Source organism: Nitrososphaera sp., assembly GCA_039938515.1.
Classification (GTDB): Archaea; Thermoproteota; Nitrososphaeria; order Nitrososphaerales; family Nitrososphaeraceae; genus Nitrososphaera.
Genome location: JBDUUL010000020.1, coordinates 82,370 through 99,061 on the forward strand (window position 1 = coordinate 82,370; position 16,692 = coordinate 99,061).

Consider the following 16,692-nt stretch of genomic DNA (forward strand, 5'->3'; position numbering starts at 1 on the left):
CTTGGAGCTACTTGTAGCGGGCAGCCGCCTCGCCAAGGTGGCGTTGGAGAGTCGTGCTCCAGTCCTCAAAGCCCTCAGGCCCGTCCGGGTAGTTGTAATAGTGGCTGACAAGGACCTTGTTCATGTTGGCGCAGTACTTCAGGTCCTCGGCAAGCTTTTTGTTCATTGCGCCGCGAATCAGCATGCCTATTTTGTCGACGGTGCCAAACTCTGGGTGCTCGCCGTTTGTTATCCTGTCAATGTCCATCTTGGACAGAAAGTGCTTCATGCCATAGTCTATCTGCTCATTTGAGAGGCCCTGCAGCATGCGCCGAAATACCTCAAGGCCTGCGGTCTTGTAGCCGTAGTCGTTGATAAAGTGCTTGTTGTACTTCCACAGCCCCTTCTCGGAGGTGTCGCTTGACTGCACCGCTTCCACCGCGTCCTTGCCTGCTATTGTGGCAGCGATAATTGCCGGCCCTATGCCGCCGGCGTCCAGTGGCTTTGGCATCCAGGCGGAATCGCCGACGAGCATGTAGCCGTTTGCCACAAGGCAGTCGTTCTGCCTCCTCACCGAGACCTGCCAGGTTCCAAACGCATTGCCCTCGTCCTCGCTTCCTTCTGCAAGGCGCGGGTTTTCGACCACAGGATTTGCATCCACGTACTGGTCGATCAGCGTCTTGAGATCCGTCCTGACGCCCATCCTCTTGTTGCGAGTCTCGAAGGCCTTTTGCTGCACGCCGAGGCCGATGTTGACCTTGCTCTTGCCCTTTGGGAAAACCCAGCCGTAGCCCCCGGGCGCAAGGTTCTGGTCGAGATGGATAATGCAATAGTCGGGGTCAAAGTAGGTCTTGTCGTCCCGCGCAGGTTCGAAATCATAGATGTATCTGCCAGTCGCCTCCAGGTCGTCCCGGTCGATTCTGCGCTGGATAAAGGACTTGATGGGCAGGTTGGTGCGAAGCACCGAGGTGACGCCGGTGCAGTCCACCACTAGTTTTGCGGTCTTGCGGAATGGCTCTTTGGTGCGGAGGTTGTCGCCCTCGACCCCGATTACGAAATTGTTCTCTATCACAAGGGAGCGCAGCGCGACTTGGTCTAGCAATTCCACCCCGCACTTTAGCGCGTCGCTCATTTGCTTCTGTGGAAGCAGCCTGCGGTTCAGGATGTAGCCCTCGCCGTCAAACGAAACCCCGGTTTCGTGGTCAGGTGAATACGCAATTACGCCCTTGACGGGGTGCTCAATTTCAGGATGGCCCCACTTGGTGCCTATCCTGCTAGACATGTAGTCGACCGTGTTTTTGCCAACGGCGTCGCCGCATACCCAGCCCATCACGGTCTTTTTTCCAAGGCTTGAGACAGGATTCCGGTCAACCACCAGAATCCTCAGAGACTGCTTTGAATAATAAGCGGCAGAGGTCGCGATAATCATTCCAGCCAACCCTCCGCCCGCAACGATGATGTCGTAATCCCTCGTAGCCGGCATTAACTGAACAGCGCGTGAAGCCTGCAAACTCTATTTAAAGTGTTTCTGGTTCTGCGTGCCGGCTCGCCAGCCGAAAGAACATTAGTGGCCGGCGCGAAGAAGGCCGGTGGCTTCAGGGCGCTTTGTCTTCTTTGACCTTGGCCAGACGCTTATCGACGAGGGGGATTTCATCGCGCACTTTGACAGGCGGCTCCTGGAAGTCCTGAACGGGTACGGCGCAAGGATTGACGAGCGAAACTACCTGGCCGTCCGTGACAGCATAATACGGAACCGGGGGATAGGTACCGGCAGCGTGCCCGAACTTGTTGAGCAGATTTGCAAGCTGACGCTTCCCGAAGGGTACTTTGCGGCAGTCATGTCAAGGGTTCAGTCGGAGATTTCAAGGGGCAGGGAGGCCCTGTTTCGCTTTTTCCCGGAGGCAGCTGATGTCCTTGAGGCGCTTTCAGAAATGCGATGCGAGATGGGCATAATTGCAAACCAGGCCGACGACGTCTCGGAACTCTTGCGCAGGTCCGGCCTTTCGCGCTTTTTCAAGGTCTCTGCAATCTCGTCGCAGGTAAACCTCAAAAAGCCGGACCCCAGGATTTTCCTGCTCGCAATGGAAAAGGCTGGCGTTGCAGCTGGCTCGTGTGTCATGGTCGGCGACAGGCTTGACACTGACATCTGCCCCGCTAACAGGCTTGGCATGGAAACGATAAGGACATGCGAGTCGCTGTTTTCGCTCCAGGCTCCGCGCGAAGAATGCGAGGTTCCTGCACATACCGCGGCGAGTCTCAGCGATGTTCCGTCCGTTATGAAAGGCATAATTTCGGGCGGCGGTAATGAAAGTACATGAGCTATTGCTCGCTGGGAATCTTTAGGTCAGCCGTCAGAATCGTCAGGTATACTCACAGGCACCCGGCAAACATTGCGCTGCACTGCGCCGGCCTGCCAGCCTATGTCACAGGCATAGCAATCATTCTAGGCATTGTCAAGGTAGGGTTGCCCCAAGGCGCATGCATGATAGTCGCGGGGATCTCTCTGCTTGTGCTTGGTCATGCGATTGAAGGCAACGTCGGATCAATGACCCCGGTCCTGCTTGCAAGGATAATAGCGCGTTCACTGGTGCGCGCTAGACGCAATCCTGTCCAGAATCGAGTCCATCTCTGACGGCTCGATTTTTCGCCGGGTCTTGAACATCGAGTGGACGGGCCCCGCTCCGTCGCCTTGCTGCCGGGGGATAATGTGTATGTGCAGGTGTGGAACCTCCTGGCCAGCGGTCGGGCCGTTGTGGACAGCTACCAGAGACCCTTGCACCCCAAGTCCGGATTCTATCGCGGTCGCGACCTTGCCGACAAGCTCAAAGATATCAGATGACTGGTCGCGATCCGCATCCTGCACCTTGACAACGTGCTCCTTTGGCATCACCAGGGTATGGCCGGCCGCAAGTGGAAACGCGTCGAGGATCGCTATGGCGTTTTGATTCCGAGCAACAACCCGTGCGGGGATTTTGCCCCCAATGATTTTGCAAAAGATACAGTTCGGATCCTGCACGGCTCTAGACCGTTACCGTGCCTTATGTTTGTGCCGCGCCGGAAGCCGCCGGCTGGCCCGGGACCTGCTCGGCATTTCCGCTGTTAGGTACTGCAAATATCGCCGCCTGCCTCCTCACCGAGGGTACAAGCCGCTTCACACTTTCCTGGTCGATTGCAACTGAAGGTGCTCCCTTTTTGCCGACAAACCCGATCACTGCAGGCGCAAAGCCGTGGCTTGAAAGCTCCGGCCGGACAAGGTCAAGCACTTCCTTGCTTGCGACTATGATGTGGCAGCCGTTCAGCGAGGCCGTACAGTCCTCCACAAGCGAGTCTCTTGCTGCATATGCTGAAATTTCGGGATCTAGCAGCGGAATCTCGTTTATCACAAGCTGGCAGTTCAGCGACTGGGCGAGACCAGGTAGCGCGCTGATGCCCTGCGAGCCGACAGGATAAACAGCTGCAATGTTGGCACTCTTGTCAAGTGTACCGCCAAAGTCCGGGCAGTACTTTGAAACTATCTTTCCCAAAATAAAGTGGGGCTCGGTGAGGTTCTTTATCGCCCTGCCGGCGGCAAGCTCAAGAGTCTCTGCGGTTATTCCCGATTTTTCGTATTTCTCCCGGTTGTCCGGGCTCATTGCGCCAAGCATTCGGAGTGTGAGCGCCGCAAGTCCTCCCAGGCTTTTTGTTATCATTATCTGCATTCCCTCTTCGACGAGGTCGTATCGAGTGGGAAGCTCCTTGGTAGTGACTGCCATTGCGCTGCAGCCGTAAAACAACTTGCTCTTCTTGAGCGAGCTATAGTCCTCCCAGGCGAGATTATGCCGCGACGTGTACGAGTCGAGGTTTGCGCGGATGTTATCAAGCATCGATTCGCCGGGCGCGTCATAGACTGGAAAGAGCCTAAAGCTCGAGTTTATTCCGCAGCCAAGCAGGCTGAGCATGTCTATACAGGAGGTCATAGGTATAGCAGCCTGGAGCTCGGCGTCGGGCGGCGAGAATACGTCGGTAACCTGCGCGACCGAGCTGACCGCGGGCATAAAGCCTGCCTTGTCGCCGCGGTGAAGTTCGATGTAGTCTAGCAGCGCAAACTGCGCATCAGGATTTTGCGTGGCCGCAATTGCCATGCTTGAAACTGCCAGCTTTGTACTAAAGGGCTTGAAGAAGGTGCCAAGTGCGGAAGCCAGCTGCGCAGCCTCCTCGCAGCTGCCCTTCTGTAGCCGGAACATGGCAAGTGCGCGCTTGATGTCAACCGCGGTGTCGTGTTTTTCCTCGGCGGGGTCAAATACCCGCCGGGTAAGCTCTGGCTGCTTGCCGTCAACGTAGTAGTACGAGTCAAACCAGGAGGGTACAAGTTTCAGCCCGGCCTTGTGTACTTGAGTGGCTGCCGCCGACTTTATCGATGGGTCGACCTCGCAAGTACCGCTGGCAAGCCATGCCAGCGGATCGGCTCCTAGCTTTTTGAATTCTTCTACCCTGTCCCAGAAATTATTTGACAAATGATACAGCCTCCAACTTAGTGGTCCGAGTCCGGCTACAGGAAGATATGTGACAGAATAGAACGGTTTAGCGCATAATATTCATTCATGTCTCTGGTATTTCCCAAAGCCTTGATTTATCCCGCTGCTTTCTAATGGCGATTAGATATATAAGGTTATTTTGTTTTTTGCAAAAAATACACGGCCGTCCCAGATTGTTGTATTATTTGGTTGCCTTCCAACTGGGGCGCTGCTTGAGAGTACCATGTACGCTAGGATAAATATCAGATGCACCATACCCGAATTTGAAATGACGGGTCGGGACTATGACCTGTGGGAACTAAAGCAGGCCGCCAAGTGGTCACTGGATCTTTCCGAGCGCATCAGGGCCATTGAGCAGCTGCGCAACAACTTTGGAGAACAGGCAATCGAGGCCCTTAGCGAGATAAAGGAAACAGCCGTCCACGACGAGATTCGCTCATACTGCATTGAGGCGCTGAAGAATGCCGGCAGAGCGAGCGTAAAAGAGACGGTAATTATTGTAAGTGAAGAGCCCGTAGCAAAGCCGGCCGCAAAACCACCAACCTCCAAGAAAGATGCAGAAAAAAAGGCGCCGGCCAAGAAGGCAACCAAAGTTAGAAAGGCGCAGAAAATCTGAATTAATTTACAATTTCTGCCGATTGCAGACCCACAAACCCTATAATATCGGATAATCGAACTAGTGGCTTGCAGATGGAGTCTTCAGCAGCATTCTCTCCTGCCCGAATAGAGGAGCTCGCGGCTCGCTTCGAGTCTGCGACTGCAGAGGACGTCATAGCATGGTCCCTTGAAACGTTTTCACCAAAGATCTCATTTGCCTCCAGCTTTGGAGCCGAAGACGTAGCTATTATCGACATGATGTGCAAGGCCGACAAGCAAAAGACCAGGGTTTTTACGCTGGAAACTGGCCGGCTGAACCAGGAAACATATGATCTGATAGACGACGTCCGCGCAAGGTACGGCATACAAGTCGAGGTTTTCTTTCCAGATCAAAAACAAGTCGAGGAGATGGTGCGGATGAAGGGCATGAACCTGATGTACGAAAGTGTAGAGAACCGCAAGTTCTGCTGCAATGTCAGAAAGGTCATACCGCTAAACAGGGCACTGGCAGGTCTTGATGCTTGGATAACCGGCATTAGGCGCGACCAGGTAAGCACAAGGGCCGCGGCGAGAAAGGTCGAGTCGGACCCGGTGCACAACGGCATTATCAAGGTAAACCCGCTCGCCGACTGGACATCATCGATGGTGTGGGACTACATCAAAAAGAACGACATACCTTACAACAAACTGCACGAAAAGGGCTATCCGAGTATTGGCTGCGAGCCGTGCACCAGGCCAGTGGTGCCCGGCGAGGACGAGCGCGCTGGCAGGTGGTGGTGGGAAAATGCTGCGCACAAAGAGTGCGGCCTTCACTTTGACCCCACTTCCAAGAAAGCATTAAAAAAGCCTTCAAGTAGCGAGTCTTGAGAGATTGGAAAACGCGATTCCCTCTCCGCACGGGGGAAGGCTGGTAAGCAGGAACTCGAGGGTTCCTGACGTTTCCGGACTTTACGTTTTTGAGGTTAGCGCAGACCTGCGAAGCGACACGGAAAATATCGCAGACGGGATTTTCAGCCCCCTTGAAGGGTTTCTGCGCAGGGATGATTTCGACAGCGTCATTCGCTCCGGCAGGCTGGGAAACGGACTCCCCTGGACCGTGCCCATTGTTCTTGACGCGGACAGCGAGCAGGCAAACAAGATGCGCGACAGCGGGACTGTCGCCCTAGCGGAAGGCGGGCAGGTATTTGCAAAGCTCACTGTAGAGGAGGTTTATCCCTACGACAAGGCAGCGTTCTGCCAGTCCATTTACGGCACACTGGACATGGCTCACCCCGGCGTTGCAAAGGTCAACGGAATGAAGGAATACCTGGTCGGTGGCGATATTCAGGTTTTCGACTCCAAGTCAGGCAGCATCCGCAAGTACCGAATCACTCCGGAGGAATCAAGAAAACAAATCGAGACCCGTGGATGGAAGAGCATGGTGGGCTTTCAAACCCGAAATGTCCCCCATGTCGCGCATGAGATGCTGCAAAAGGCTGCCCTCAATCTTTATGACGGCCTCTTCCTAAACCCGCTAATCGGCAAAAAGAAAGCCGGCGACTTCAAGGACGAGGTGATACTTGCTGCCTACAGGGCGCTTATCGACAACTATTATCCTAGCCAGCGGGTCATGTTTGCCACGCTGCATACAGAAATGAGATACGCGGGACCGAAGGAGGCAATACACCATGCTATCATGCGCAAGAATTTTGGATGCTCGCATTTTATTGTGGGCAGGGACCATGCGGGCGTAGGCTCGTATTACCATCCGTTTGCTGCTCACGAGATCTTTAAGGACTATCCGGACATCGGGATTCAGCCGCTTTTCTTTCCGGCTTTTTACTACTGCAACAGGTGCCTGGCCTTTGCAAACGAGCGCAACTGCCCTCATGGTCAGGAACATAGAGAGGAGCTAAGCGGGACAAAAATGCGAAAGATGGTCAGCTCAGGAGAGGTACCTCCAAAGCATCTTATGAGACCGGAGGTGGCAGAGACGATCGTCTCTTTTGCCGAACCTTTTGTCTGAGCTTTAGGATACACGATGGCTTGAATCGGGCCATCCCGAACAATCGATAGCCGATGGCCGTCTAGCTCACGAGAAGCTCTACGCCTTGGCTAGGGGCCTGGCCGTCGCCGATAAGCTGCGCCATATACGCGTAGCATTTCAGGAATTCCCTCCCCTTCTCGGTCGTGGTGTAAAGGGCAGATCCGTCGCGGACATGTAAAGAGATCAGGCTCTTGGCCATGAGCTCATTTAGATAGTAGAGAATCTGCTCGTAGCTCAGGTTCGCCCGGTACATGATGTGAGTCTTTTTGATACCCGCCGTCGAGAGAGACAAAATATCGGCCATTATCTCGATTTTTCCACGGTTGCTTTTTTTCTCTGGCACGAACTCTAGAAAACGGCCGATATTATATTAGGAGAATGTTAGCAGAACACTGATGAAACGACCGTTCCAGCACGCTTTTGCGCTGATTGGTGGCGCCCGGGTCTCGCGGATTCCCCAAGCACCGGTTAAATCAGCAAGAGCCGTACGTTTGTCGAAAACGAGAGCTTTCTGAGAAAAGAGTCGATAGTCGAAAATCAAAGCCCGCTATAGAGGCGCAGGCGGCCTAGTGGTTTTTCTTCTTGCCCCGGTGATCGTGCGAAGACTGGACGTCGCTATGGGACTGCTGAGCGAACAAAGCAGACTTTGCTTTGACCATGAAACTCAGCGCATCGCCAATGTGTCCGCGGGCCTGCCCAAGGTCGCCCTTTTGAATACTTTCATGCGCCAGCTGGAGCGCGTCCAGCGAAGCCTGGACCTTGGAGCTTATTGTAGGGTCGGTGATGTTCTGAGAAAGCAGCGCCATGTCGGATTTTTGGATTCTGTCGGCGGCCTCGACAAGTCTCTGCTTGGCAGTGGTTGAGAGGTCTAATGTTCCGGGAGCCAGAGTCGAATTGAGGTTTCGCTGTTGAGCATGGTCTCTGAGGTCAACTTGCACATGACCGAGAATCGTGCTTGCCTGCTGGAGCTTTTCCTGGGCTCCCTGTGTGTCGTTCGAGGCGAGCATTCCTCTGGCGTCGAGTATGGCAGCCGAAGCAGATCTGAAGAGCTCGGAATCATTCACGTCGTTTGCGGCTGCAAGCGTTTGGAGCTTCTGCGAGAGGCTGTCTGCGCTTGCAATCCCGTCAGCAAGGACCGGAAGGTCGTCGTCCGGGCTTTCCTTTGACGACTGCAGTTGCTCTTGCTTGACGATGGTTGAGGAATTACTGAGTGGCGCCGCGGGGTGAGCCGAGCCGTTTTCAGAGAGTTCGCTCGCAATCTGGTCAAACGAGTTAAGCGCTTCCCGAGCTTTGGACTTGGCCTCGTCCCAGTGCTTCAAGGTGATTGACTGAATCGCCGAGGAAGCCTGCTGCTTGGCCTGCTGATATTTTACCAAAATGTCCGCGGAAATAGTCTCATTTGAGACCAAGAGGTGCCTTATCGTCTTGCTGACCTCAGAGTCGGAACGGGAAAGGCCTGCCATGATCTTTTGAAGGTCCAAAGTTATCGAGCCCTGCTCTACAGCAGGCGAAACTACTTCAAAGGTGGTCGACTCTGTGAGATTTGCGTACGACGCGGTTATAATGTATGTCCCTGCACCGCAATTCCTTACGGGAATGGGCCGGGTGACGAAATTATTCTCAGAGTCAGGCAGAGCATAGCGGGACGGCCCGCAGATCTGACCGTCCGGGCCAACAATCGAGACCTTGACACGTTCGTTACTATCGCTAGAAGCAGGTACGACCCCTACGACGATGACCCGCTCATTTGTCGAATAAACGTTCTTGTTAGACGTCACCTCAAGAGAGTCGGCAAGCGCCGAATAAGTGGGCTCGAGTAGCATCAGGGACATAGATACTCCCAATATCGCTCCGAGCCAGCTCTTGGAAAGGTGATACAACGTTACTTTCAACTATGGCTTTTCGCAGGTATTATTTTAGGTGACCGTGAAACGGTCGTTTCATCCGTGCTACGGGCAAAGGCCTTCTCAAGCACACTATGGAATTCCGCGCCGTGCCTCACGCGGGATATATATAACTAAAATTGAAAATAATCAGCCGTGAGGACAAGCTTTGCACCGCTTTTCGCTTTTGGCGTCTTTATGACTGCCATTTTCACGCTTCCGGCAATTGCTGTAGCGCAGACCAATCCTGACGCTTTTAACGTTTTGAAGACCAAAAAGGACGAGACTTTTTCTTTGCCAGCAGCCGCGGCCAATAGGGACCTGAGCCATGCGATGGTCTATACTTACGATGCGCCAAAGGGCCAGAACTGGATCCTCGGAATTACAAATAACGTGACCTATTCCCGTGCAAATACCTCAGTAGCAATAGTCAGACTGCAGGAACCAGCGCCGAGCCAGAAATTCATTCAGATTGAAATGTACGCAGGCCCGAACCATGACTTTATCGTCGGAGTAAACACGACGGATACAGGCTATTCGGTAGTAAACACCCAGGACGGTCAGGGCTGGGCCACAGACGGCCCCATTTCCGTATCGCATGCAGACAACCAGGGCCTCACGGTGACCGACGGGAAGAGGATCGTGGTGGACCGCCTGGACATACAAGGCTTTTCGGTCGGTTCGATTGCCGCATATGGAAAGAAAAGTCCGGCGGATCCGGACAATGCTGTCGGCGGCCAGCTGACATTTGAGATGCTAGCGGGAAGTCCCTCCGATTCGCCTACCTACTACGTTCCGCTTGGCGTGATGCTCGGCATGGGCGGGCTCATGGGCGTCCTGCTCATGAAGAAGAGGAGGAAGCCGGAGCCTTACCAATAAGCCGGTAATACCTGCACTGCTTTTTGAGCGAGCAGATGCGGCACAGCGGCCGGCGGGGCAGGCATATGTTCTGACCAAACATTACAAACGTGTCATTGATTGTGGTCCAGAGGTTTGGATCTGCAATTTTAGCGAGTTCCTCTTCTGTCTCTTCCGGCTTCCTTGTTTCCACGAGACCCAGCCTATTTGAAATCCGGTGTACGTGGACGTCCACCGGGATTGCCGGCCTGTCATAAGCATATACAAGCACGCAATTGGCAGTCTTTCTTCCGACACCGGGCAGCTCCAAAAGCTGATCAATGTCTGCGGGAACCTTCCCTCCGTGTTTTGTAACAATCGATTCGGCTACCTGTTTTATCCTGGCTGCCTTGACATTGTAAAAGCCGATGCTATGGATGTCCCGCTTGATGTCCTCAAGGTTTGCCAATGCAAGTTCACTTGCGTTCTTATAGTGTGAAAATAGCCGGGCAACGACCTTGGTAGTGTTCTCGTCGCGGCTGCGTGCAGAGAGTATCGTGCCAATCAGTATCTTGAAAGGGTCGCCCTGTTCGGCTTCCTTTAGCATGCGAAGAGCGGTAAGCCGGGGCGGCTTGTTAGCGACAAGCGTTTGATTCATCCCGGCGATTATCTTTTTGATGTCGCGCCTCCTTTGGACAGCTCGTGGCCGGCCGTCCAGTTTCTTATTCTTGAATTCTGACAATGGCTCTATGCCAGTGGATGGTGGTTTTGCGACTGCAATAAAAATACTGGCGCAGCCAAAGGTCGCTTCGGGGTTCCAAATAACTCTTATCTCGGCAAGCCAATTGAGCAGGCGAACCGAATCTAATGCACCTTACAAAAGAGGAAGAGCGTGCTCTTGCCGGCAAGAATGGAGAAGCCATCGCAGCGGCATATCGCATTCTGGCCGCCATAGGCGAGGCCACAGACGCAGACAGGCTTGTTCCCGTTGAATGGGCCCACGTCTCAGGGGTAAACTACAACACCATCGGAGACGCGGGGGTTCAGTTTCTTGAAGAATTTAGCAACTTGGCACGCGTTGCCATACGGACGACCGTTAATCCCATGGGATACGACGCAGATAGCCCTGACTCTATCCCAGAGAAATTCAGGCATGAGCAACAAAAGATTGTCGCGTCATACCAGAAGCTGGGCGTTATCCCGTCTTTTACCTGCACCCCGTACGAGGTCTTTGGCGTTCCCCCAAAGGGAACGCAGGTGAGCTTTGCCGAAAGCAACGCCGCCGTTTACTCGAACTCTGTGCTTGGGCTAAAGACCAACAAAGAAAGCGCTCTGAGCGCGCTTGCAAGCTCTGTAACTGGCAAGGCTCCCCTCTCAGAATTGCGGATTGAAGAGCTTCGCAAGCCAAGGATTGGAATAATTCCAGGGTACCGGTTTTCAAGCGAACTCGACTACGGCCTTCTTGGTTACTTTGCTGGCAAGGTCGCCAAGGACAGCAGCAGTGTCAGCATTTCCTGCGAAAAAAATACGCTTGACCGTGTGGATGCAAAGGCACTCTCTGCAGGGATGGGCACCTCGGGTTCATGCGGCATGTACGTCATTGGTGAGGCAAAAGAAAAAGTCGGGTTTGGCATTGAGGAAAAAACCAAGTTGCTCGACGAGCTTGACACGTCTGAGAAAGGGGACATTATCGCGCTTGGCAGCCCCCAGCTTGGATTGGACGAGCTGAGGCTCGTAGCATCAAGTGTTCAGGGGAAAAAATTTGACAAGAGGTGCCTGATATTTTGTTCAAGGGCTATTTACAAAGAAGCGGCCAAAATCGGGCTGGCAGGCGAGATCGAGCGCTCGGGAGCGGAGGTCAAGTGCGACTCGTGCACCTGCCTGACCCCCTACGTAGCAAGGGACCGGTACGATTCCGTGACTACCAACAGCGTCAAAAGCGCGTACTACTTTAACCACTCAAGCAAGCTTGGAGTGGAGCTCAAAGATATCAAGACAATCTGCGAGGAACACACGTCTTGAGTGAAGGCCCGCGTGTTGGGATAACCAAGGTTGCCGGATGCAAGCGCATTGTCGGAGGGAGAGGACAGGGGCCTGCTCTGGTAAGCGCGCAGCCTTTGAATTTCTTGGCCATGATTGATCCGAGGACAGGAGTTGTCAAGGACCAGGCGAGCGAGCTTTATGGCAAATCTATTGCTGGCACGACACTGGTATTTCCTTTTGCGACCGGCAGTAGCGTAGGGGCCTATGTGTTTTATTCAATTGGAGTGATGCGCAAGTCTCCCTCTGCCATCGTTTGCACAAAGGCGGACATTACAACGGCATCAGGGTGTGCTATTGCCAAGATCCCGCTAGTCGACCTTCCGAAAGGATATGATCTGGCCTCAATCTGCAATGGGGCCGAGCTTTATGTTGATGCAGACCAAGGAACCATTACTGAAAAGATTAAATCCAAAAGTGGTGATTTGTGATTGCTCGGTGCATGGCAGTTGATGGGCGAACCGACCGCTTCTGCGGGATGACGACCAAAGTCCATGCACCGACCTTACCTTTTGCATTGCACTTGCAGTGCTAGTCGTTTTCCGCTGCCTACGTAATTTCCACGATCTTTTTCCGGGAACTCAATCCAGAGACAATCCTGACTCGGTCTGGCGACACGCCAAACTCCTTTGCTAGTCTCTTGACAAGCTCTGCGTTGGCTCTGCCCTTTTCAGGAGGTGACTTTAGAGAGACGTGGATCTCATCCCCGTCCACACGGACCTCGCCTGCGCCTGCACTTGGCTTTACATTAACCATATAGCGCATGCCTGTCCGTCACATCACCCTGCTTGAAAACCTTTTATTCGCGAAAGGAGCAAGTGGAAGAGTGCCCAGTTTTTGCCCTGAATGCGGAGGAGAGCTAAAATTCGATCTTACCAGCAAGAACTTTATTTGCAGAAGCTGCGGGCTTTTTGCCTCCCGGGAAAAGATAGACGAGATAAGGAACAGGGCCGAGGCGGCCGGTGAGGACAAGCGCAGAAAGCGGCATGACGATTATCTGGACTGGTGGCAGTCCTCAAAGAAGGACAAGAACCAAAAGTAAATCGCCTGCTGCCATTAAGAGGCAGCAGCATCCGTCGGGCCAGCGACTTCTGACAGGTCAACCATGGGCTCTTCTTTTGCAGACCTGAGCACTGGCATAAGTTCGACCTCTATTACCTGCGGCATGCTTCTTATTTTGTTTACAACTATGTTACGCATTTCTTCCAAGCTACGTGCGCGAATCTTGACCAATAGGTCAAAGCGCCCATGAAGTTCATGCACCTCGAGGACCTCCCTAAAGCTTGCCAATTCAGAAGTCAGCTCATCGGCCGCACCCTGCCGTATGTTAACGCCCATAAAGGCAAGGTGGTCATAACCCAGCTTCGCGCTGTCCACGGAAATTGTAAATTTCCTGATTATACCCGATGCGACAAGTCGCTTTACCCGCATGTGGATTGTAGCATCGGACACTTGAAGCTCCTTTGCAATGTCAACAAACGATTTTGAAGAATCCTGGGAGAGACTTCTCAGTATTTTGAGATTTATCTCCTCATGGTAATCAGAATCGCCGGGCATGTAGGTTACGAGAATCCATAACTTGTCAAGGCTAATAACAATTAAGACGTCTTGGTGAAGAATATGACAATTACAATCCGCATTGCACAATTCTCCCTAGCCTTTTCTGGTTCTTCATTATCCCGTTCAGCAGTTGCGCATTCGTTTGAAAATGCGGGAATAAAATCAGATGCCCGGCAGGTCAGGCTGTCGGAACCCGGGTGAATGCGACTTGTCAATCTGCGGCTGGTAAATGATTTAATATCGAGTCGCCCCAAAAAAAAAGGGCACTCGCTTGATAAGTGACTCAAAGGCAAATAATCGGGCATGCACAAAGTGCCACGACGACAGCCCGGTCATAAGGCGCGAGTACTCGGGCGAGTTTCTTTGCAAGAAGTGCTTCCAAAAATCCATCGAAGACAAGGCAGCAAAAACCATTTCCAAGTATTCGATGATAAGATACGGAGATCGAGTTGCCGTTGGAGTCTCGGGAGGAAAGGACAGTCTATCTCTTTTGTCAGTCCTGCACCGCCAGTTCCAAAATCGCAATAACGGAAACGAGCTTGTGGCTATTACCATTGATGAGGGGATTTCCGGCTACAGGGACGAATCACTTTCAATCGTGAAGGAATTCTGCAAAGGTCTGAAGGTAGAGAACCACGTCCTCAGCTACAAGTCACTTTTCGGAATTAGCATGGACGAGGCAATGAAGACGAGACCAAGTGCCAAAATGAGCTCCTGTTCCATCTGCGGAACGTTTCGCAGAAGGGCGATCGACCTGGCAGCCGAGCAGGTTGGCGCGCAGGTGGTAGCTACCGGCCACAACCTGGACGATCACTTGCAGACATTTATGATCAACCTCTTTGCAGGTGACGTTGAGAGAATCGGATGGACGCACCCAGAGCCGGTCGAATACGGGAACGGGATTAGGAAAATCAAGCCCTTCGTAGAGATTCCCGAATACGAAATCGCGTTTTACGCGCTGCAGCGCGACATTCCATTCCAGTCTGAGGAATGCCCTTACATGGACGAGAGCATCCGCTCCGAAATCAGGGAATTCATGAACAGGCTTGAGAGCCGTCACTCTGGAATCAAGTACAGCGCCTTTAATTCTGCGGTCAAGATTGCCACGATAGTTCGCGCCAATCCGACTGAGTACAACTCTAACAAATGCTCAAGCTGCGGCAGGGATTCTAGCGGGCCGATTTGCTCTGCATGCAAAACAATTCGAATCCTAAATTCCAGCAACAAGCAAATATAGCCATTTTGGGTTTTACTGGACGGAGGCAGGGAGGGTCGGGGTGCTAGCCGTGCCCCACACTGGAAATCGGCTTCATGCCAGGACCAGTAACCGGTGGGTAAATCCGCCGGTGGAAGATACCCGCTTGCCGGGCTGAAATGAAATCATGCCGTGTCGGATGGTTATGAACGGCAATCTGCGCGAAGGCGCAGCGTTGACTGTGCACTGTCGAAATGGGTGAGGTCCGGGAGGGAGCAACCCTAAGGTGGCGTAGCCATGCTAGCACGTCTACGTGTTGGATCTTGCTCGGCTTGAGATGGGGTCTTTTTCCGACGGTGGTACCGCCGGGCTGCCTCCATTCCTCATTGTCCCTCTCATAACGGCGCGGCACCCGCAGGCACGGGGCATGATTTAAATTGTATTCGAACTCGATTTCCCTCAATGATCCCAAGCATATCCCGACAGCAAATGCAGCGTCTGGATCGTTTCGGAAGAAATCGGGATTTTGGCCCAAAGGGCATGCTTGGTTCATGAGCTGATGCGCCGGAGAGAGTTTCAAGATGATTAGCATTGACGAAGATCGCATTTTCCAAGTAATTGCAGAACGACATCCGCGTTCGGTAGCGCTAAACGGCCCCGAGGCACTCATCCCCAAACTACAGCTTGCCGCGGAGCACATCACGCAGAGGACAGGAATTCCAGCTTACATTATCGGCGATACATGCTGGGGGTCATGCGATTTGAATACTCATGCCGCGGACATGCTCGGCGCTGAAATCCTGTTCAACATAGGCCACACCATTAGGATGGAGAACTTTGGAAGCAAGGTGGTCATGATAAACGCCTATGACGATGTTTCTTTTGCGAGCATAGCCGACAAATGCGCAGAGGGTCTTTCTGGAAGTTACAGAACCGTGTCACTCCTTACTGACAGCCAGCATCTTTTGCAGCTTCAGGAAGTGAAGCGAATTTTTGAATCAAGAGGCTTTACAGTCATACTAGGCACAGGCAAGGGCCAGCTCCTTGACGGGCAGGTTTTTGGCTGCGAATTCTATCCCGCCCATTCTCGCGTCAAAGAAGTGGACGCCTTTGTATTCCTTGGACAGAGCATGTTCCACGCCGCAAGTGTAGCCATGTCTACTGAAAAGCCCACGTTCATGCTCGATCCATACTTTGAGGAATACACGCAAGTAAACGAGTTTGCTGCCAAACTACAAAAACGAGCCATACTTTCAGTCTACAAGGCTATGGATGTGGAGAACTTTGGCCTCATAATTGGGCTCAAAGAAGGTCAATTTTCTCAGCTTACTGCAATGGAACTCAAGAAAGAGTTTGAAAAGGAGGGAAAGAAGGTTCAGCTTATCGCCCTAACGGAAATCACAGACGAGCGCCTGCAGAACTTTAGGGGCATTGATGCTTTCGTCCAAGTCGCATGTCCTAGGATTGCAACTGACAACCACTTTTCCAAGGTCATGCTTTCGGTTCCCCAAGCGGAAGCTCTACTGAGACTCTGGCGAAAACAACCAATCGACGGGTTTCTAAAGCTTAAACATTGGCTATAGCCGTAACATGGTTTCATATATAACAATATAGGTAAACAATTAAATAGCATTTACAATTTTTACAAGATATTCGAAAATCATGTGAATGTTGCAGAACTATGATTGCGATTCGCCATTTAATAGATACAAGTGCGCCCTTTAATCCAATTCGCTGGCGAATTTACTGAGCCTTTCTTATTGATTTCTTGCATGATTTATACGATCCATTTTGTGCGAACGAACTAATTCATAATTGAAATCAATTTCGTCGTTAAAATATTTGCAACAATCTTAAATAGATATTTCACATAATATCGGTGTCGTCGACCTGCGTTATTCGGATGCCAGTCGATCACAAGGTGAAAAAAAGAAAATGACTTGTAAAGGTATATGTATACGCCACAAGGCCCAAAAGCCGGTTGGCTCAGGCAGGTATGCTAGTGGTCAAAAGCGCTGCCAGATATGCGAGATATTCATAAAGTGGGATGGCCTATGGTGC

19 protein-coding genes and 1 other RNA gene are annotated in these 16,692 nt (G+C 52.4%); 12 read left to right on the top strand and 8 right to left on the bottom strand.

Annotation, left to right across the window (positions count from 1 at the left end; translation table 11 throughout):
* Positions 1 to 7 precede the first annotated feature (7 nt).
* Entirely contained in the window at positions 8 to 1,462 is a 1,455-nt protein-coding gene (locus ABI361_11980) for an NAD(P)/FAD-dependent oxidoreductase (protein MEO9321380.1), read from the bottom strand.
* Between the two features lie 106 nt (positions 1,463 to 1,568).
* On the opposite strand from ABI361_11980, the gene ABI361_11985 reads away from it, so the two are divergent.
* Positions 1,569 to 2,297, top strand: a complete 729-nt coding sequence (locus ABI361_11985; GenBank protein MEO9321381.1) for an HAD family hydrolase — start codon at positions 1,569 to 1,571, stop codon at positions 2,295 to 2,297.
* Entirely contained in the window at positions 2,294 to 2,611 is a 318-nt protein-coding gene (locus tag ABI361_11990; GenBank protein MEO9321382.1) for a hypothetical protein, read from the top strand. Before ABI361_11985 ends, ABI361_11990 begins: the two co-directional genes overlap by 4 nt.
* Here the strand turns inward: ABI361_11990 and ABI361_11995 are convergent.
* Together ABI361_11995 and ABI361_12000 are read right to left on the bottom strand one after the other, a co-directional pair.
* Entirely contained in the window at positions 2,561 to 2,995 is a 435-nt protein-coding gene (locus tag ABI361_11995) for an HIT family protein (protein MEO9321383.1), read from the bottom strand. The genes ABI361_11990 and ABI361_11995 overlap by 51 nt on opposite strands.
* A gap of 22 nt (positions 2,996 to 3,017) precedes the next feature.
* Entirely contained in the window at positions 3,018 to 4,472 is a 1,455-nt protein-coding gene (locus ABI361_12000) for a hypothetical protein (protein MEO9321384.1), read from the bottom strand.
* A gap of 289 nt (positions 4,473 to 4,761) precedes the next feature.
* Between ABI361_12000 and ABI361_12005 the strand changes: the two genes are divergently transcribed.
* The 3 genes from ABI361_12005 (at position 4,762) to sat (ending at position 7,095) form a co-directional block, all read left to right on the top strand.
* Positions 4,762 to 5,109, top strand: coding sequence for a hypothetical protein (locus tag ABI361_12005; protein MEO9321385.1), 348 nt, complete (start codon positions 4,762 to 4,764; stop codon positions 5,107 to 5,109).
* Positions 5,110 to 5,183: 74 nt separating this feature from the next.
* Positions 5,184 to 5,957, top strand: coding sequence for a phosphoadenylyl-sulfate reductase (locus tag ABI361_12010; protein MEO9321386.1), 774 nt, complete (start codon positions 5,184 to 5,186; stop codon positions 5,955 to 5,957).
* A gap of 4 nt (positions 5,958 to 5,961) precedes the next feature.
* Positions 5,962 to 7,095 carry a sulfate adenylyltransferase gene (sat, locus tag ABI361_12015; GenBank protein MEO9321387.1) on the top strand — a complete coding sequence of 378 codons (1,134 nt, stop codon included), beginning with the start codon at positions 5,962 to 5,964 and terminating at the stop codon, positions 7,093 to 7,095.
* A gap of 61 nt (positions 7,096 to 7,156) precedes the next feature.
* Here the strand turns inward: sat and ABI361_12020 are convergent, their stop codons facing one another.
* Both ABI361_12020 and ABI361_12025 read right to left on the bottom strand, forming a co-directional pair.
* On the bottom strand, positions 7,157 to 7,459 hold the full coding sequence (locus tag ABI361_12020; protein ID MEO9321388.1) for a winged helix-turn-helix domain-containing protein: 303 nt from the start codon (positions 7,457 to 7,459) through the stop codon (positions 7,157 to 7,159).
* Positions 7,460 to 7,682: 223 nt separating this feature from the next.
* Positions 7,683 to 8,996 carry a hypothetical protein gene (locus ABI361_12025; protein ID MEO9321389.1) on the bottom strand — a complete coding sequence of 438 codons (1,314 nt, stop codon included), beginning with the start codon at positions 8,994 to 8,996 and terminating at the stop codon, positions 7,683 to 7,685.
* Between the two features lie 159 nt (positions 8,997 to 9,155).
* Between ABI361_12025 and ABI361_12030 the strand changes: the two genes are divergently transcribed.
* Complete coding sequence (locus ABI361_12030; GenBank protein MEO9321390.1) at positions 9,156 to 9,878, top strand: hypothetical protein; 723 nt, start codon at positions 9,156 to 9,158, stop codon at positions 9,876 to 9,878.
* Here the strand turns inward: ABI361_12030 and nth are convergent.
* Positions 9,841 to 10,494, bottom strand: a complete 654-nt coding sequence (nth, locus tag ABI361_12035) for an endonuclease III (GenBank protein MEO9321391.1) — start codon at positions 10,492 to 10,494, stop codon at positions 9,841 to 9,843. The genes ABI361_12030 and nth overlap by 38 nt on opposite strands.
* 209 nt (positions 10,495 to 10,703) lie before the next feature.
* Between nth and ABI361_12040 the strand changes: the two genes are divergently transcribed.
* Together ABI361_12040 and ABI361_12045 are read left to right on the top strand one after the other, a co-directional pair.
* Positions 10,704 to 11,858, top strand: a complete 1,155-nt coding sequence (locus ABI361_12040) for an aconitase X catalytic domain-containing protein (protein MEO9321392.1) — start codon at positions 10,704 to 10,706, stop codon at positions 11,856 to 11,858.
* The gene (locus ABI361_12045; protein ID MEO9321393.1) at positions 11,855 to 12,307 is read left to right on the top strand and encodes a DUF126 domain-containing protein; all 453 of its coding nucleotides are present in this window, start codon (positions 11,855 to 11,857) and stop codon (positions 12,305 to 12,307) included. Before ABI361_12040 ends, ABI361_12045 begins: the two co-directional genes overlap by 4 nt.
* A 118-nt stretch (positions 12,308 to 12,425) precedes the next feature.
* On the opposite strand, the gene ABI361_12050 is transcribed toward ABI361_12045, so the two are convergent.
* Positions 12,426 to 12,632: a DUF167 domain-containing protein gene (locus tag ABI361_12050; GenBank protein MEO9321394.1), complete on the bottom strand. Its 207-nt coding sequence runs from the start codon at positions 12,630 to 12,632 to the stop codon at positions 12,426 to 12,428.
* A 70-nt stretch (positions 12,633 to 12,702) separates the two neighbouring features.
* Between ABI361_12050 and ABI361_12055 the strand changes: the two genes are divergently transcribed.
* Positions 12,703 to 12,918, top strand: coding sequence for a hypothetical protein (locus ABI361_12055; protein ID MEO9321395.1), 216 nt, complete (start codon positions 12,703 to 12,705; stop codon positions 12,916 to 12,918).
* A 14-nt stretch (positions 12,919 to 12,932) separates the two neighbouring features.
* Here ABI361_12055 and ABI361_12060 read toward each other — a convergent pair whose 3' ends face one another.
* A complete protein-coding gene (locus ABI361_12060; GenBank protein MEO9321396.1) occupies positions 12,933 to 13,433 on the bottom strand; it encodes an Lrp/AsnC family transcriptional regulator in 501 nt (166 codons plus the stop codon).
* 274 nt (positions 13,434 to 13,707) lie between these two features.
* On the opposite strand from ABI361_12060, the gene ABI361_12065 reads away from it, so the two are divergent.
* The 3 genes from ABI361_12065 to dph2 all read left to right on the top strand — a co-directional run bounded on the left by ABI361_12065 (position 13,708) and on the right by dph2 (position 16,214).
* Positions 13,708 to 14,673, top strand: a complete 966-nt coding sequence (locus ABI361_12065; GenBank protein MEO9321397.1) for a TIGR00269 family protein — start codon at positions 13,708 to 13,710, stop codon at positions 14,671 to 14,673.
* 23 nt (positions 14,674 to 14,696) lie between these two features.
* Positions 14,697 to 15,007, top strand: an RNA gene (ffs, locus tag ABI361_12070) — signal recognition particle sRNA.
* Between the two features lie 205 nt (positions 15,008 to 15,212).
* Positions 15,213 to 16,214 (top strand): diphthamide biosynthesis enzyme Dph2, encoded by a 1,002-nt coding sequence (gene dph2, locus ABI361_12075; GenBank protein MEO9321398.1) that lies wholly within the window; start codon positions 15,213 to 15,215, stop codon positions 16,212 to 16,214.
* Positions 16,215 to 16,692: the final 478 nt, after the last annotated feature.